Origin of the sequence: Acinetobacter sp. S54, assembly GCF_016624945.1 — a bacterium.
In the GTDB taxonomy this organism is placed as follows: domain Bacteria; phylum Pseudomonadota; class Gammaproteobacteria; order Pseudomonadales; family Moraxellaceae; genus Acinetobacter.
Genome location: NZ_JACVUI010000006.1, coordinates 92,830 through 108,992 on the forward strand (window position 1 = coordinate 92,830; position 16,163 = coordinate 108,992).

At 41.3% G+C, this 16,163-nt stretch carries 16 protein-coding genes; 14 read left to right on the plus strand and 2 right to left on the minus strand.

The genetic code is table 11. From position 1 onward, the window contains the following. Positions 1 to 20 precede the first annotated feature (20 nt). Together IAE20_RS10820 and IAE20_RS10825 are read right to left on the minus strand one after the other, a co-directional pair. Positions 21 to 1,160 carry an FAD-dependent monooxygenase gene (locus tag IAE20_RS10820; protein ID WP_200460720.1) on the minus strand — a complete coding sequence of 380 codons (1,140 nt, stop codon included), beginning with the start codon at positions 1,158 to 1,160 and terminating at the stop codon, positions 21 to 23. Between the two features lie 235 nt (positions 1,161 to 1,395). Further along, the gene (locus tag IAE20_RS10825; RefSeq protein WP_200460719.1) at positions 1,396 to 2,208 is read right to left on the minus strand and encodes an IclR family transcriptional regulator; all 813 of its coding nucleotides are present in this window, start codon (positions 2,206 to 2,208) and stop codon (positions 1,396 to 1,398) included. Positions 2,209 to 2,482: 274 nt separating this feature from the next. On the opposite strand from IAE20_RS10825, the gene IAE20_RS10830 reads away from it, so the two are divergent. The 14 genes from IAE20_RS10830 to IAE20_RS10895 all read left to right on the plus strand — a co-directional run bounded on the left by IAE20_RS10830 (position 2,483) and on the right by IAE20_RS10895 (position 16,142). Continuing rightward, positions 2,483 to 2,788 carry a non-heme iron oxygenase ferredoxin subunit gene (locus IAE20_RS10830; protein ID WP_200460718.1) on the plus strand — a complete coding sequence of 102 codons (306 nt, stop codon included), beginning with the start codon at positions 2,483 to 2,485 and terminating at the stop codon, positions 2,786 to 2,788. A gap of 19 nt (positions 2,789 to 2,807) precedes the next feature. Next, entirely contained in the window at positions 2,808 to 3,107 is a 300-nt protein-coding gene (locus tag IAE20_RS10835; RefSeq protein ID WP_200460717.1) for a recombinase-like helix-turn-helix domain-containing protein, read from the plus strand. 17 nt (positions 3,108 to 3,124) lie between these two features. Then, entirely contained in the window at positions 3,125 to 4,177 is a 1,053-nt protein-coding gene (locus IAE20_RS10840) for an aromatic ring-hydroxylating oxygenase subunit alpha (RefSeq protein ID WP_200482317.1), read from the plus strand. 11 nt (positions 4,178 to 4,188) lie between these two features. Beyond that, on the plus strand, positions 4,189 to 4,953 hold the full coding sequence (locus tag IAE20_RS10845) for an SDR family oxidoreductase (RefSeq protein WP_200460715.1): 765 nt from the start codon (positions 4,189 to 4,191) through the stop codon (positions 4,951 to 4,953). Positions 4,954 to 4,964: 11 nt separating this feature from the next. After that, the gene (locus IAE20_RS10850; RefSeq protein ID WP_200482316.1) at positions 4,965 to 5,900 is read left to right on the plus strand and encodes a VOC family protein; all 936 of its coding nucleotides are present in this window, start codon (positions 4,965 to 4,967) and stop codon (positions 5,898 to 5,900) included. Between the two features lie 27 nt (positions 5,901 to 5,927). Next, positions 5,928 to 7,139, plus strand: a complete 1,212-nt coding sequence (locus tag IAE20_RS10855; RefSeq protein ID WP_200482315.1) for an NAD(P)/FAD-dependent oxidoreductase — start codon at positions 5,928 to 5,930, stop codon at positions 7,137 to 7,139. Between the two features lie 68 nt (positions 7,140 to 7,207). After that, entirely contained in the window at positions 7,208 to 8,437 is a 1,230-nt protein-coding gene (locus tag IAE20_RS10860; RefSeq protein ID WP_200460712.1) for an MFS transporter, read from the plus strand. Positions 8,438 to 8,468: 31 nt separating this feature from the next. Then, entirely contained in the window at positions 8,469 to 8,993 is a 525-nt protein-coding gene (locus tag IAE20_RS10865; protein ID WP_200460711.1) for a cupin domain-containing protein, read from the plus strand. 63 nt (positions 8,994 to 9,056) lie between these two features. Continuing rightward, positions 9,057 to 9,881 (plus strand): alpha/beta hydrolase family protein, encoded by an 825-nt coding sequence (locus IAE20_RS10870; protein WP_200482314.1) that lies wholly within the window; start codon positions 9,057 to 9,059, stop codon positions 9,879 to 9,881. A gap of 15 nt (positions 9,882 to 9,896) precedes the next feature. Next, complete coding sequence (locus IAE20_RS10875; protein ID WP_200460709.1) at positions 9,897 to 10,691, plus strand: SDR family oxidoreductase; 795 nt, start codon at positions 9,897 to 9,899, stop codon at positions 10,689 to 10,691. Positions 10,692 to 10,701: 10 nt separating this feature from the next. After that, a complete protein-coding gene (locus IAE20_RS10880) occupies positions 10,702 to 11,493 on the plus strand; it encodes an aspartate dehydrogenase (protein WP_200460708.1) in 792 nt (263 codons plus the stop codon). A gap of 13 nt (positions 11,494 to 11,506) precedes the next feature. Next, positions 11,507 to 12,973 (plus strand): aldehyde dehydrogenase, encoded by a 1,467-nt coding sequence (locus tag IAE20_RS10885; RefSeq protein WP_200460707.1) that lies wholly within the window; start codon positions 11,507 to 11,509, stop codon positions 12,971 to 12,973. A gap of 75 nt (positions 12,974 to 13,048) precedes the next feature. Beyond that, entirely contained in the window at positions 13,049 to 14,689 is a 1,641-nt protein-coding gene (locus tag IAE20_RS10890; RefSeq protein WP_200482313.1) for a thiamine pyrophosphate-binding protein, read from the plus strand. Between the two features lie 292 nt (positions 14,690 to 14,981). Continuing rightward, a complete protein-coding gene (locus IAE20_RS10895) occupies positions 14,982 to 16,142 on the plus strand; it encodes a hypothetical protein (protein WP_413784496.1) in 1,161 nt (386 codons plus the stop codon). Positions 16,143 to 16,163: the final 21 nt, after the last annotated feature.

Consider the following 16,163-nt stretch of genomic DNA (forward strand, 5'->3'; position numbering starts at 1 on the left):
TATCCTTATGATTTATTTGATTATATAGTTTCTAGTTGCGTATTCCATGCATCATAATTATATACCCAGTCGGCATTTCCTTGTTGTTTCATCCATTGATTTCCTCGTGAACCCAGTTGGATTTGTGCTGTCCGTTGCTGACGTGTTTTTTCATAAATTTTTAAGGCTTGTTTTGCCTGAGTTCTATGATTTGAATCTTGTAGACAACGTCCCAAAACCACAGCATCCTCAATGGCCATTCCTGCGCCTTGAGCCATAAATGGAAGCATTGGATGGCACGCATCTCCCAATAATGTCACTGTTCCCACTGACCATACTGGGAGGGGATCACGTTCATATAAAGCGCTTTTCAATGTGGTTTCACAGGCATCTAATAGGGCTTTGGCATTCGGGTGAAAGTCTTTATAAAACTCCCGTAATTCATGGACATCTCCTGCACTGGTCCATGATTCTTCTGTCCAGCTGTCTTGACCTGTTGTTGCAAAAATAAAGGTATCTTTGCCCTGATTAAGTGGGAAAGTCACAATTTGCTGTTCTGGAACGGGCCCCCACCATTTAGTGAATGCTTCTATTTCAGGAACATGCTTAACCTTTTCTGTGGGTACAACTGAGCGGAATGAAACAATTCCTGTAAATCTAGGCGATTCTTCTCCAAACAATGCAGTACGGACACGGGAATGGATGCCATCTGCGCCCACAACGATATCAAATTGATAAGTGGAACCATCATCAAAATGCAGTTGTGCGCCACTTTCGTGTTGCGTTAAAGAATTTAATTTTTTTGAAAATTGAATATTTTCAATAGGAAATAATGCAGCAAGTGCATTGATGATATCAGCGCGGTGAATAGTGACTTGTGGTGCACCATAACGCTGTTCCGCATCCTTACTCATGCCAAGCCTTGAGGTTTCAAGGCTGGTATCCCAATCACGACTAATACGATAAGTTGGCATGGCTCCAAGTTTGCGAATGGCATCGCCTGCACCTAATCCATCAATAGCACGAACAACATTGGGTGTTAGGTTAATATCAGCTCCAACTCTGGAGAAACCGGATGCTTGTTCAAAAACAGTGACATCATGACCATACTTTTTTAACGCAATTGCTGCGGCTAAACCACCGACACCACCACCGATAATTGCAATCTTTAAAGCATCCATACCTGCACTCACTATTTTGATTGAATAAAATACTATTATTTAAAATAAATGTTTTATGATTAAAACATAGTTGTCTATATAAAACACAATTTATAATTATGCTGATTTGAATGCAAGTCAACTATTTTAAGTTTTTTTGTGGAAATTTTTTAAAAAGGAAGGTATTACACAGGACATAAAATTATTTTAAAAATATGTCGTTTTTTAATAAATGGGCAATCCTTTGCCTTTCATATCAATACATAAACTTTGATATTTTATTTGCAGTTTCAATAACTTGTTTGGAAATAATATTGTTAAAAGTATTTTCGTCATAGGTCGTAATCGGACAGCTTACAGATAAAACTGCGACCATATCTTTGGATGATTGACGGTAAATCGGTGCTGCACAAGCTGCCATATCGTTATTGTAATGTCCCCAACTGACCATAGAAGATTGAGTTTTGACATAGTTTAAACGCAATAGTAATTCTTTTAGATTTTTTGGAGTGAGGTCAGAAAAAGTATCCCATTCATTAAATTTACGATAACGCTGACGAATTTCAGTTTCAGGCAGATTGGATAAAAGTAATTGGCCAATCACCGTAGCATGTGCCGGCCAGCGTGTGCCCAGACTGATCGTGCTGGTAAATGGTCCACTGGATTGAATATTGTTCACAAAAACAATATGGGTCCCTTCTAAAATAGAAAGATGTACTGCAATTTTAGTTTGATCACGAAGTTCTTTCATGAGAGGAGTGGATAAATCCAGTAAAGAAAGTTTGGATAAACTGTTAAATCCAAGCTCCATAACTTTTGAATCCAACGCATAAGTTTTCTGGGAAGCTTTGCGTAAATATCCACACGATTCTAGCGTATAAATCAGGCGAAATGCACTAGAACGGTTCACATCCAGAATTTCGGCAATCTCAGAAATGGTCATTTCCTGCGCTTCTTGATTAAACGCCTGTAAAATTGCCAAGCCTCTTACAAGCCCCGGAACTAAATAACGATCATCATTTTTTGTGCTTTCAACTTCTTGTACATCTTCTTCAACGACTAAGCTCATTCGATAAAAATTCCTAAAAAGAGAAAAGGGATAATATTGGTGCACGCTGCTTTATTTTAGAACTATTGTAATGATATCGAATGTATAAAACAATGTTTATATATAAAACCAAATTTACCTTATAAAACGTAATAAAATATTAAACTTTGGTCAAATATTTGAATTTAATGAATTTTATTTTATTGACATATTGGCTGTAGGGGTATTATTCTTTGCATATGTTTTGAAAATCAAATAAAGTTTTGCATATAAAACAGGATCGAGGGCTCAAACGATGAGTTGGATTTCAGTTTGTGGCATTGATGATGTCTCGGAAGATGAACCAAAAGCAGTGGAAATAAATGACAAAAAGATTGGTGTATTTGTCATCGATGAAAATTATTTTGCGATTGAAAATGTTTGCCCACATGCTTTTGCCTTATTGACAGAAGGATTTATCGAGGATCAAACCGTAGAGTGTCCATTACATGAAGCTATTTTCGACATCCAGACAGGTGAATTAAAGAGTGGTCCTGGCTGTCGTGATTTATGTACCTATCCCGTTCGTGTGGAAGGTCAGGACATCCAGATTCAACTGTAATGGATAGAAGGAATTCCCCATGAAACAATTTAATGAAAAACTGGCTAACTGGATTAATGCAACGCCTGCAAAAGATGCAGGTATTAATAACATTCAGATTCCGGGGCAGGTCGAACATCTGGTTTGGCAAACACGCTATAAAGAACCAACCGTCTATGAACAGGATTTTGTTCAGCATCTGATAAAAGCTTTTGGCTCAGGTATTACTGAATTGAATGATTTGGTTAATGCATTAAATCAGCAGGGTTTTCGTCGTGATTCAGGTGAAGTCTGGACGATGCAGAGCTTCACTGAAGAAATGCAGCGTTTGGGTTACTAAGTTCAGGGAAGACAATAATGAATGCAATTTATCAACAAGCTCCAAGCACTGAAGAATATCTTGATTTAGGTTTACGTGATCAATGGTATCCGGTACTCGCCAGTTGGGAAGTGAATGCCAATCCAGTTGGGATTACCCGTTTAGGCGAAAATATTGTGGTATGGCGTGATGAAGACGGTCAGCTACATGCGCTAGAAGATCGCTGCCCGCATCGTGGTGCACGTTTATCGCTAGGTTGGAATTTGGGCAATCGCGTTGCATGCTGGTATCACGGTGTTGAAGTCAATGGCGAGGGTGTCGTGGTCGACGTGCCTGCAGTTCATGAATGCCCATTAAAAGGCAGTGAATGTGTTAAGAGCTACTCCATCATTGAAAAACATGATGCTATTTTTATCTGGTTTGGTCTGGATGAAAATGAAGCACCTACTGAACTTGACTTTCCTGAACAATTGTCTAGTGAAGAGTGGAGTTCATTTCTATGTCAGGCGGACTGGAAAGTTAATCATCAATACGCCATCGATAACGTGATGGATCCAATGCACGGGACTTACTTGCATTGCACTTCACACTCAATGGCTGAGGGTGAACGTACCGCAGAAATGAAACATCGTAGCACTGAACATGGTTTTATTTTTGAAAAAGAAGGTCAAACGGGAGTCAACTTTGACTGGGTAGAATATGGCAATACAGGTGCAAGCTGGTTGCGTCTTTCTATTCCATATCGTAAAGAATTTGGTCCAGGCGGCGTATTCTGGATTGTAGGTTTTGCTACACCAATTGATGCCGATAATACTCGCGTATTCTTCTGGCGTTGTCGTAAAGTCAGTGGCTGGCAGCGTAATGTCTGGCGTTTTCTATACCGTAATCATTTAGAGAAGTTGCACTGGGATGTCTTAGAGCAGGATCGTATTATTCTGGAAAATTTGGCACCTAATGCTCGCTCTAAGGAATTTTTATATCAGCATGATGTTGGCTTATCTCGTCTACGTCGTTTAATGAAAAAAGAAGCTGAGAAGCAGCTGAAGAAAATTGCAGTGCTAGATACCTCATCTTTGACTGAAACACCATAAGGACTGTGGCCATGACCATTCACACATTACTGCAAGGTAAAAAAATCATTGTTACGGGTGCAGCACGCGGGCTAGGTCTGGGCTTTGCTCAGGCGATTGCAGCAGCGGGTGCGCAGGTAGTAATGGCGGACATTCTGACCGAACTGGTTGAGCAAGAAGCAAAGCAGTTACAACAACAGGGCTTGGGTGTTCATGCTGTTGGACTGGATTTGTCCAAGGCGGAATCCATTCGGTCAGCTGTTCAATTTGCTGTAGAGACGTTGGGTGGTCTGGATGGTTTGGTGAACTGTGCGGCATTGGCTACTGGTGTTGGTGGTAAAGATTTGACCCAATATGATCCTGATCTGTGGGATCGAGTCATGACTGTCAATGTTAAAGGTACATGGCTTATGGTTCAGGCATGTGTCCCATATTTGAAACAAGCTGATAGCGCAAAAGTTATTAATATTGCCTCAGATACAGCGCTTTGGGGTGCCCCTAAACTCATGGCATATGTGGCAAGTAAAGGCGCGATTATTTCCATGACCCGTTCCATGGCACGGGAGCTGGGCGAATTTAATATTTGCGTAAATACCATTTCTCCGGGACTAACACTGGTTGAAGCAACCGAATATGTCCCGCAGGAACGCCATGATTTATATGTTACTGGTCGGGCGATTCAACGCCAGCAACATCCGCATGATTTAAATGGAACAGCACTTTATTTGCTTTCCGATCTTGCATCTTTTGTGACGGGACAAAATATCCCGGTCAATGGCGGTTTTGTCTTTAACTAGGAGCAAATAATATGATTACTGGAATTGAAGTTTTAAAGTTTGGGGTTGAAGACAAGGCGGAAGCGATCAAGTTTTTATCTGATTTTGGTTTGTCAAAACACCAGACAGATATTGAAAATACTGAATTGTTTCAAACTCAGAATGGCAGCAAGATTTATCTGTTTAATATCGATGATTCACGTTTACCCGTAGCGATTGAAACGGGTTCAACTCTGCGTGAAGTGACATGGGGTGTAACAAGTGATCAGGATTTACAACAGTTGGCTTCAAACCTAAAAGATGTTGAAGGTTTTTCACAAAGTGATACACAGCTACAATGTCGTGATCCAAATGGCATGACTATCGTATTTCAACGTTCGATTACTAAAGATTTGCCTGAACAGAAAACCGAAGGCATTAACCAGTATGGCAATATCCAGCGCATCAATGCAGCTAGCCCCGTTTATGAAAAAGGTGAGCCAATTGCCATTGGTCATGTGGTCTTCTTTACACCTGATTTAGCTGCGACAGAAAATTTTTATAAAGAGAAAGTCGGTTTTCATTTATCAGATGCCTATTTAAATCGTGGTGCTTTCCTGCGTTGCCGTGGTGAAGGTTTTCATCATGATTTATTTTTGCTTTCCATTCCGAATAAACCAGCAGGTCTGAATCATGTTGCTTTTGTTGTACGTGATATTCATGAAGTGATTGGTGGTGGTTTAAATATGAATCGCTCTGACTGGTCAACCTTTATCGGACCGGGGCGCCATCCTATTTCTTCTGCCTATTTCTGGTATGTCAACTCACCTCTTGGTGGGGCGTTTGAATACTACACCAATGATGACTATTTGACTGAAGAGTGGCAGCCACGTGTTGAAGAACATCGTTTGGAATTATTTACCGAATGGGCGATTGAAGGTGGTTTAGATCACGATACTCGTCGTCAGGTTAAACCCGTTCAAGGCTAATCAGTTGAGGCAAAAGGGAATAAAGGCATGGAAAGAATCGTAGTGGTTGGTGCCGGTCAGGCAGCAGGTTGGGCAGTCAGTACTTTGCGTCAGGAAGGATATAGTGGAGAAATTCATGTGGTGTCAAATGAACATCAGATTTTCTATGAACGTCCGCCACTTTCCAAACAGGTGCTTTCCAAAGAAGCAAGTTATGACAGTCTGAATTTATTTTCGCCTGAACAAATCGATGCTTTTTCTGTGCAATGGCATAAGCCTGATTTAGCCACACAAATTGATCGTGATAATAAACGGGTCGTTTTGGAAAGTGGAAAAATTTTACCTTATGACAAATTATTAATTGCAACGGGTAGCCGTGCACGTGTACCTGTCAATACATGGAAAGAAATTTCTAATGTCGTGACCTTGCGTGATGTCCAGGACTGTGAGCGTTTGGCAGGTTTGCTGGAACATGCAGATTCTATTGCGATTATTGGTGGCGGTTGGATCGGTCTAGAAATTGCAGCGACAGCACGTAAGCAAGGCAAGGCTGTACATGTTTTTGAATATGCTGATCGTTTATGTGGTCGTAGTGTGAGCCCTGAAGTTTCTGCTTTCTTAAAGGAAATCCATGAACAACAAGGTACGCAAATTCATCTCAATAGTAAAAATTTGCACCTGATTGAGAGTTCGGATCAAACCATTCAAGTATTGAATCATCCAGAAATCGCGCAGATTTTTGATTGTGTAGTGGTGGGTGCTGGTGCCGAAATTGCCAAAGAATTAGGTGCAGATGCAGGACTTGATGTTAAAGATGGCATTGTGGTCAATTGTTATGGTCAAACTTCCGACGCGGATATTTATGCCGCAGGAGATGTTGCCATTCACCCTGTTTTAGGTTATTGCATCCAATCTTGGGCAAATGCACAGAATCAAGCGATTGCCGCTGCCAAATCTATGTTGGGAGTAGCGACTGAGTATGTGGACATTCCATGGTTATGGTCAGATCAATATCATTTTAATATCCAGATTTTGGGAACTTATCAGCCACAGTTAAATCCAAACGTGGTTGTTCGAAAAACCAGTCCGACACAAGTCAGTTATCTATATCTGGATGAACAAAGCCGTCTGATCAATATGATCGCAATTAATGATTCCAAACTGGTCAAACTGGCCAAACGCTGGATTCAAAACGGCACAGTATTAAACCCAGAACAGTTAACTGATCCTGAATTTAATGTCATGAAGCTCAAACCATAACCAGACTTCAAGACCTCTAGCCAGAACAATCATTTTAAGGCCTCTAGCCAGATCGAAGGAACGCTTGCATGTTAAATGATGTAGATGAGAAAAAAGGATTCAAACACTGGATACCCGCTTTTGTGTTAATGGCCTGCGTGGTACTGGCTTTTTTTGACAAAATTAGTATTGCTGTTTTGTTTTCAGATCCACATTTTCAAGACGCGATGGGTATTGCCCAAGATAAAGCTAAATTGGGTTGGTTAATGACCAGTTTCCTACTGGCATATGGTTTTTCTTCCATATTCCTGAGTTTTCTGGGCGATATTTTTAATCCTAAAAAAATGCTGTTCTGGAGCGTGGCCTCATGGGGCGTGCTAATGCTGATCATGGGGTTTACTACCCACTATGGCAGCATGCTATTTCTACGGGTTTTATTAGGAATCGCTGAAGGACCATTATTTGCATTGGCTTATGCCATTGTGAAACAAACCTATACTGACCGTCAGCAGGCACGTGCATCTACGATGTTTTTATTGGGCACACCGATTGGGGCTTTTTTAGGTTTTCCGATTACCGCAGCTGTGCTCGCCAAGCATGACTGGCATACCACTTTCTTTGTTATGGCAGGCCTAACGCTATTGGTACTGGTCTTTGTGGTGATTGGACTGCGTAACTTGCAGTTGCGTAAAACCATTGAGATCGAAGATTCAAGCAAACGGATCAATTTTAAAGGTCATCTTCGCAATACTAAGTCATTACTACAAAACGGAGCATTTTGGCTGGTTTGTATTTTCAACATTGCCTTAATGACTTATCTATGGGGCCTAAATAGCTGGGTACCTTCTTATTTGATTCAAGACAAAGGCTTTAATTTAAAAGAATTTGGTTTTTATTCGAGCTTGCCTTTTATTGCCATGCTGATTGGAGAAGTCGTTGGAGCCGTATTTTCTGACAAATTAGGCAAACGAGCGATTCAAGTATTTGGCGGATTGCTGGTTGCAGGTATTTCACTCTACGTCATGGTTTTGATGACGAATCCTATCATGATTATTGTCGCTATGTCGGTCAGTTCAATGGCGTGGGGCTTCGGTGTCGCCGCAGTATTTGCTTTGCTGGCACGTGTCACTACAGCTGATGTTGGAGCGACAGCAGGCGGTATTTTCAATGGTTTGGCTAACTTTGCCAGTGCGATTGCACCAGTCCTAATTGGCATGATCGTAATGCAGACAGGCAGCTTTAATTTGGGAATCACGTTCTTAGCGGTGGTGGCTATCGTGGGTTCCTTTTTCCTTACACCATTACTCAAACGTTACTAATTTAGTTTCAATTTTTTCGCAGGAGTAAGACATGAGCACTCAACAATTTGAATCATGGAAGCAACCCGATGGTACAAGTCTGGAAGAATGGTTAAATACTCGTATCGCACGTTTTGAAACCCGCAAATACGATTTCAACGCACTGAAATTTCAGGCGGACTACGATCCAAAATACCGTCGTGCCCAAATGCGTTATATGGGTACAGGCGCAACAGGCGTAGCGAATGACAATAATACTGTGCCCGCTGAAAACTTTACTTTTTCTACAATGGTTCTGCCACCGCAATGTGAAGGCCCGTTGCACATTCATCATGATGTTGAAGAAGTGTTCTTTATGTTACGGGGTGAAATTGATTTGTTCATTGAACACAACGGTGAGAAGTTCAGTACTCGTTTAAAAGAACGTGACCTAATTTCAATTCCACCCGGGATTTATCGTGGGTTGTTTAATCCTGGAACCGAAGATGCATTGATGTGTGTGATGTTAGGAACCGGTAAACCTACTATTCCGAACTATCCACCTGAGCATCCATTGTCTCAAATCAAACGTAACTAAGTCGATTGAATCTGAGTTGTCAGAAAGAGGCTTGAACTCTGATTGCAACCTTAAAGGAAAATGATGATGACACTTGTTGAAGCCCTACAGCAATTTCCAGTCAAATCTGTCGAGATTAATGGACGGAAGCAAAGCTATCGTGAAGCTGGTACCGGAGAGCAATATCTGGTGCTACTGCATGGCATTAGCTCTGGAGCAGGTTCATGGGTCAATCAATTACAAGATTTAAGTCGTCATTTTCATATCATTGCATGGGATGCACCTGGTTATGGTTCGTCCGATGCTTTAACCACAAAAAAGCCTAATGCTGAAGATTATGCACAGCGTTTGGTAGATTTATTTGAATGCCTACAAATAAAAAAAGCAATTCTTGTTGGACATTCTCTAGGCGCATTACAAGCCAGTGCTTTTGCCCAACATTACCCAGATTATGTTGAAACCTTAATTATTGCCAATGTTGCACAGGGTTATCAGCGTTATCCCACGGAGCAACAAGCTGAAGTATATAACAAAAGACCAAAAATGCTGGCTGAACTTGGAAATCGGGGCCTGGCACAAAGTCGTGGTCCCCATTTGACCTATTTGAAACACCCTCAAACTCTTGAGCTGATTGAACAGGTCATGCAAAACCTGAATGTGGATGGCTTTACTCAAGCATCCTATTTACTGGCTCATGATGAAATTCGTAATTATTTAACAGATTTGGTCGTGCCATGCGTGGTCGTTGCAGGATTGTGCGACAGCATTACACCGCCGCAAGCAATTGCAGCTTTGGCACAGGAAATCCAGTGCCAAAATTATATTGAAATTAGTGAAGCAGGACATTTGAGTTATGTCGATCAACCTGAATTATTTAACGACATTATTGTGTCTGCGCAGCAGCATTGAAACGAGAGAAAAAGTATGAGCTTCCAGGTAGAAGGAAAAGTAGCAGTTGTCACCGGTGGCTCTTCTGGCATCGGATTAGCTGCGGTTGAGATTTTAGTTGCAGAAGGCGCAAAAGTAGCATGGTGTGGACGCGATGAACAACGCCTTGCTGAATCAAAGCTTTATATATTAGAAAAATATCCACATGCACATATTTTTACCCAAGGTTGCAATGTGCTGGATAAAGAAGATGTCAAAACCTTTGCACATACTGTGAAACAGCATTTGGGCAATGTCGATATGCTGATTAATAACGCAGGTCAGGGACGGGTTTCTACTTTCGAAAATACGCAAGATGAAGATTGGATGAAAGAAATAGAGCTTAAATATTTCAGTGTGTTGCATCCAATTCGTGCTTTTTTGAATGATTTAAAAAGCTCGGCAATAGGTTCAGTGACCAATGTCAATTCGTTACTGGCTTTACAACCTGAACCGCATATGATTGCGACTTCATCGGCACGTGCAGCTCTGCTTAATCTTACTCATTCTCTAGCGCATGAATTTATTCAATATAACGTACGTGTCAATTCAATTTTACTAGGCATGGTTGAATCAGCTCAATGGAAACGCCGTTATGAAACGCGTTCGGATCCGAATCAGTCGTGGCAAGACTGGACAGCCAATATCGCCAAAAAACGTGGCATTCCAATGGCCCGGTTAGGTAGACCCGAAGAACCTGCACGTGCGCTGGTGTTTTTAGCATCACCACTCGCTTCTTATACCACAGGCTCTACCATTGATGTCTCTGGTGGATTTAATAAACATTTATAAGGTGACTGCAATGAAACAATTGATGATGATTGGTTTTGGCGCGATGGCCTCAGAAGTGTATACCCATTTACCCCATGATCTTGAATTGAAGTGGATTGTGGTGCCTGAGCGTAGTATTGAAAATGTGAAACAAAAAGTCGATGCCAATATTCAGGTCATCTCTGATGTCAATCAATGCGATGGCACACCTGACTATGTGATTGAAGTGGCAGGTCAAGCCGCAGTGAAAGAACATGCCAAAAAAGTGCTACAAAATGGCTGGACTATTGGTTTGATCTCTGTGGGTACATTGGCTGATAGTGAGTTTTTTACTGAACTTCAACAAACTGCTCAACAAAATGGCGCGCATTTACATCTATTGGCTGGTGCGATTGCAGGCATTGATGGCATTGCTGCTGCAAAAGAAGGTGGCCTGGAAAAAGTCACTTATAAAGGTTGTAAAAGCCCCAATAGCTGGCGCGGTAGTTACGCAGAACAATTGATTGATCTGGATCAAGTGCAAAAAGCTACCGTATTTTATCGTGGTACAGCACGAGAAGCCGCGCTAAATTTTCCTGCCAATGCCAATGTAGCGGCAACTATTGCTTTAGCTGGTGTGGGTATGGATAACACTATTGTAGAGCTGACCGTTGACCCAGATATCACGCAAAACAAACATACTATTGTCGCGGAAGGCCGTTTTGGACAAATGACCATTGAAATGGTTGGTGTTCCGTTGGCATCTAACCCAAAAACCTCGACATTGGCAGCACTAAGTGTCATTCGTGCTTGTCGTAATAGTGTTGAAGCCATTCAGATTTAACAAGGATATTATTATGGTTAAGGAACTTTATATTGCTGGTGAATGGCGTTTGGGTCGCGGTAAAGTTATTCAAAGTACATTTCCAGCAGATAATTCTATCAATGCAGAAATTTCTACTGCAAGTCCAGAAGATATTGAAGAAGCGATTCTCAAAGCAGATCAGGCATGGCGCGCACCTGAGTGGCGTAATCGTATGCCCCACGAACGTGCCAAAATTTTATACAAAGTTGCGGATATTATTGAAGCACGGGTTGATCAACTGTCTCAATTACAAACTCGCGATAATGGCAAGCCCTTAGCAGAAACTCGGGGCTTGGTCTTAAGTGCAGCAGCAACAGCACGTTATGTTGCGGCTGCTTGTGAAACATTAAATGATGAATTAACCACTCAACGTGCGTCAGATTTTATGACCTTGAGTGTGCATGAACCTGTCGGTGTAGTGGCAGCGATCACCCCGTGGAATTCACCGATCGCCAGTGAAGTGCAAAAACTTGCTCCTGCTTTGGCTGGAGGCAATGCGGTGATTTTAAAACCAGCTGAAGCGACCTCATTGATTGCACTGGAATTGGCAAAGATCTTTGAAGAAGCGGGTTTACCTAAAGGCTTACTGAGTGTATTGGTGGGTAAAGGTTCGGTAGTGGGTGACGCGATTGTGAAGCATCCATTGGTTCGCAAAATCTCCTTTACTGGTGGAACGACCACAGGTCGTCATTTGGCACACATTGCAGCGGATAAGTTAATTACTACCTCTTTGGAGTTAGGCGGGAAATCACCAACGATTGTGCTCCCAGACGCGGATGTAGAGCTTGCTGCGAAAGGCATTGCATATGGTATTTTTAGTTCAGCGGGCCAAGCGTGTATTGCCGGTTCTCGCTTATTTATTCACAGCAGTATTTATGATCAATTCTTGGCACGTCTGGTAGAAATCACCAAAGGTTTACGTGTCGGACACCCTGAACAAAAAGATGTACACATGGGATCTTTGATTAATCAGGCACATTTACAGTCTGTAGATCGTTATGTTCAGCTTGCCAAACAAGAGGGTGGAGAAATCCTAACAGGCGGTCAAGCCTTAACTACAGGTGAGTTTGCAAAAGGTAGTTTTTATCTGCCGACCATTATTACAGGGCTGAATAACACAGCACAGGTCTGTCAGGACGAAATTTTTGGTCCAGTATTAGTCGTCATGAAATATGACGATGAACAAGATTTAATTCAACAAGCAAATGACAGTTGTTTTGGTTTAGCAGCAGGCATTTGGACTGAAAGTTATCGCAAGGCATGGCGTATCTCACGTGCGCTTGAAGTCGGTACAGTATGGATTAATACCTACAAAAAATTCTCAATTTCAGCACCATTCGGTGGCTTTAAAGACAGTGGGATTGGTCGTGAAAAAGGTCGTCAGGGTATTTTGTCTTATATGCAACAAAAAAGTATCTACATGGGACTGAATGAACAGCCGAACCCGTGGTGTGACTAATTGTTTGTAACCGTATCAATTTAAACGATTCAAGCTTTTCAATGGATAGTGAACAAAATTTAGAGGAATATTTTCATGACTGAACGTGTCAATGTGGGTGAGGCGATTGCTCGCTTATTAGAAGAACATGACGTAAATAGTATTTATGGTGTGATTTCTATTCATAACTTGCCAATTGCGGATGCCATTGGTCGCCGTGAGAAAATCCGCTTTGTGGCGGCACGTGGTGAAGCAGGTGCGGTGACCATGGCGGATGCACATGCACGTTTTAAAGGTCTAGGGGTTGCTTTAACCAGTACGGGCGCTGGGGCAGGTAATGCCGTAGGTTCATTGATTGAAGCCATGAATGCCGCGAGTCCTGTGTTGCATTTAACAGGTCAGGTTGAACGTGAATATCTTGATCGTGATGCCAGTTTTATTCATGAAACCAAAGATCAGTTGACTTTCTTACGTGCATCTAGCAAAGCTGCATTTCGTATTACTAGTCCAGATAATGCTATTGGTGTAATTCGTGAAGCCATTCGTGTAGCAACAACAGTTCCAATGGGGCCAGTTAGTGTTGAATTACCGATTGATGTGCAAGCCGCTGAGATTGATTTACCACTGGATTTAAGTCCTGTTAAAGCAATGCAACTGCCAAATGTTGATGAAACTCAGGTTCAGTTATTAACAGATCAAATTAAACAAGCTAAACGTCCAGTATTCTGGATTGGTGGCGGTGCGTTGAATTGTGTGAGTGAAATCAAGGCTATTGCTGATTTGGGAATTCCTGTGGTGTCTTCAACGCATGGCCGCGGTATTTTGCCTGATGCGCATCCACGTAGTCTGGGAGCATTTCATAACTCGGCAAAAGTTGAAGAGCTGTTAAAAAATGCTGATTTATTGGTTGTGGTAGGGTCGCGTCTACGTAGTAATGAAACCAAGACTTATTCTGTTCAGTTTCCTGAAAATATCATTCAGATTGATGCTAATCCTGTTGCACAACAACGTAATTACAAGATTCGCCATTTTATCTGTGCAGATGCCAAAGATATTTTAGTGCGTAGTTTGGCTGAACTTTCAGACGTCTCTAAGATCGACGCAACTTATGATCAGGCGGTTATTGATGCTAAAAATGCTGCGGTAGATGCATTACGCAAACAACTAGACCAATATGCTCTGATTTGTGATCACTTACGTGCAGCTTTACCCGAAGATGGTATTTTTGTGCGTGACATTACTATGTCTGGTAGCACATGGGGTAGTCGTTTGTTCCCAGTACAAGCACCAAATCGAAATATTCATTCATTGGCAGGGGCGATCGGATTAGGCTTGGCACATGCGATCGGTTCAAGTATTGCTAATCCAGACAAAAAGGTTGTAGGTCTAGTTGGTGATGGTGGCTTGATGCTCGGCATTGGTGAAATCGCGACGATGGCCCAAGAAAATACCGACATGGTTCTGATGATTATGAATGATGGTGGCTATGGTGTGATGCGTGGGATCCAAAATAACTATTTTGATGGACGCCAGTATTTTAATGAACTCCATACTCCAGATTATCAAAAATTGGGTGAATCGATGGGAGTGAAAAGCTGGAAAGTTGGCAGCGCAGATGAATTTAAAGTTGCCATTAAAGAAGCAGTCGATTTCAACGGCCCTGCGGTCATTGAGCTAGATATGCATGCGATTGGCCCGTTAAACTTTGCAGGTCCCCCGCAGAAAAAACTTTACTAAGTTGAGTATTATTCAGTTTTTTAAAAATTAACTGAACTCAAAATTTTTCAATTATACGGCCTATGTGTTAAGGCATGTCGGCTGTAAGCGTGCTAAAAAAGATGATTTATAATATGCCATGAGCAAAAGGATTGCTCTCGCCACCAAAATATCATCTATTTTTTTTAGCCAAAAATCAAAGCAAACAAAGTTTTGTATATAAAACCAAAATTGTCATTTTTCATAATCAGTTTATGGAAAAGAAAAGGGAAGTGTGATGAAAAAAAGTGTGGTTTCAACAATAAGTGTTTCTATGATTTGTCTAGGGGTTTCAATGGGCTCTTGGGCGGATGGTTCTCCACTAGAATGGAAAAATGACGATGGCACGGCTTCATTTAAAGTCGGTGGGGTTATTCGTGTGCAGGATCGCTACGAGAGTTGGCCTCAAAGTTCTAATCGTGGTATGGGTAAGCTGGACTTTGATGTATTGCGACTCGATCTCAAAGGAACCTATGACGATTTCTATTTAAATTCTAGTTTTTTATTGCAGGATCAGGAATTTACTTCTATTGAAAAAGCCTATGTAGGATATAAACTCGACGCCAATAATAGTCTGGAAGCTGGTTTTGTCTATAAGCCATTTGCTATTTATCCTTATCCACAAAATGGCTGGACCTATCATTTACCTTTCTTTTTAGGCTATGGCAATAATATTGCTCCTGGTTTGAACTGGAATTACGATGATAAAAATTGGGATATTAAACTGGGGTATTACCCAAGCATGCTTGAAACCAACATGCGTTACTCTCCAGAAAGTGGCACTTATGATGATCTGAAAAATACATTTGCAAATCAGAAAGCGTATCAGAATGAAAAACAAAATCAGGTCAATGCCCGTGTTGTTAAGAAGTTTGATACTGCTGTAGGTAAGCAGGAGATTGGATTATCAGGCGCTATTTCACAACTCCACAATAAAATTACGGATGATGATGGAAAATATTATGCTTTAGGTCTTCATGCCAATAGCAATATTAATCGCTGGAATATTCAGGGTTCTGTGATTCACTATCAGTATGATGCCAAAAATCCTGAAGGCGTTGATGATCGCTTAACCTTAATGGGAACCAATGGTTTAACACCTTCTTATTTTATTGCCTCAGAAGGTACAGTTTCTAGTCTGAACGTATCTTATACCTTGCCCATTCAAGATATGTGGAAGTTGAAGGCTATTAAGTTCTATAACGATTTTAGCTATCTGGATAAAACACATACAGATTGGTCTGCTTCACAGATGAATACCACGGGCATGATGTTTATTGCATCGCCATTTATGGTATGGGCAGATTATACCTGGGGTAAAAATGCCAATATTATTGGGGGCTCGACTAACAGTACGGGTTATACCACGGCTACTTCTCTGAATAGTGATAAATGGTTATATAGAGTTAATTTAAACTTTGGTTTTACTTTTTAAATATTTTTCAGTTAATGACCA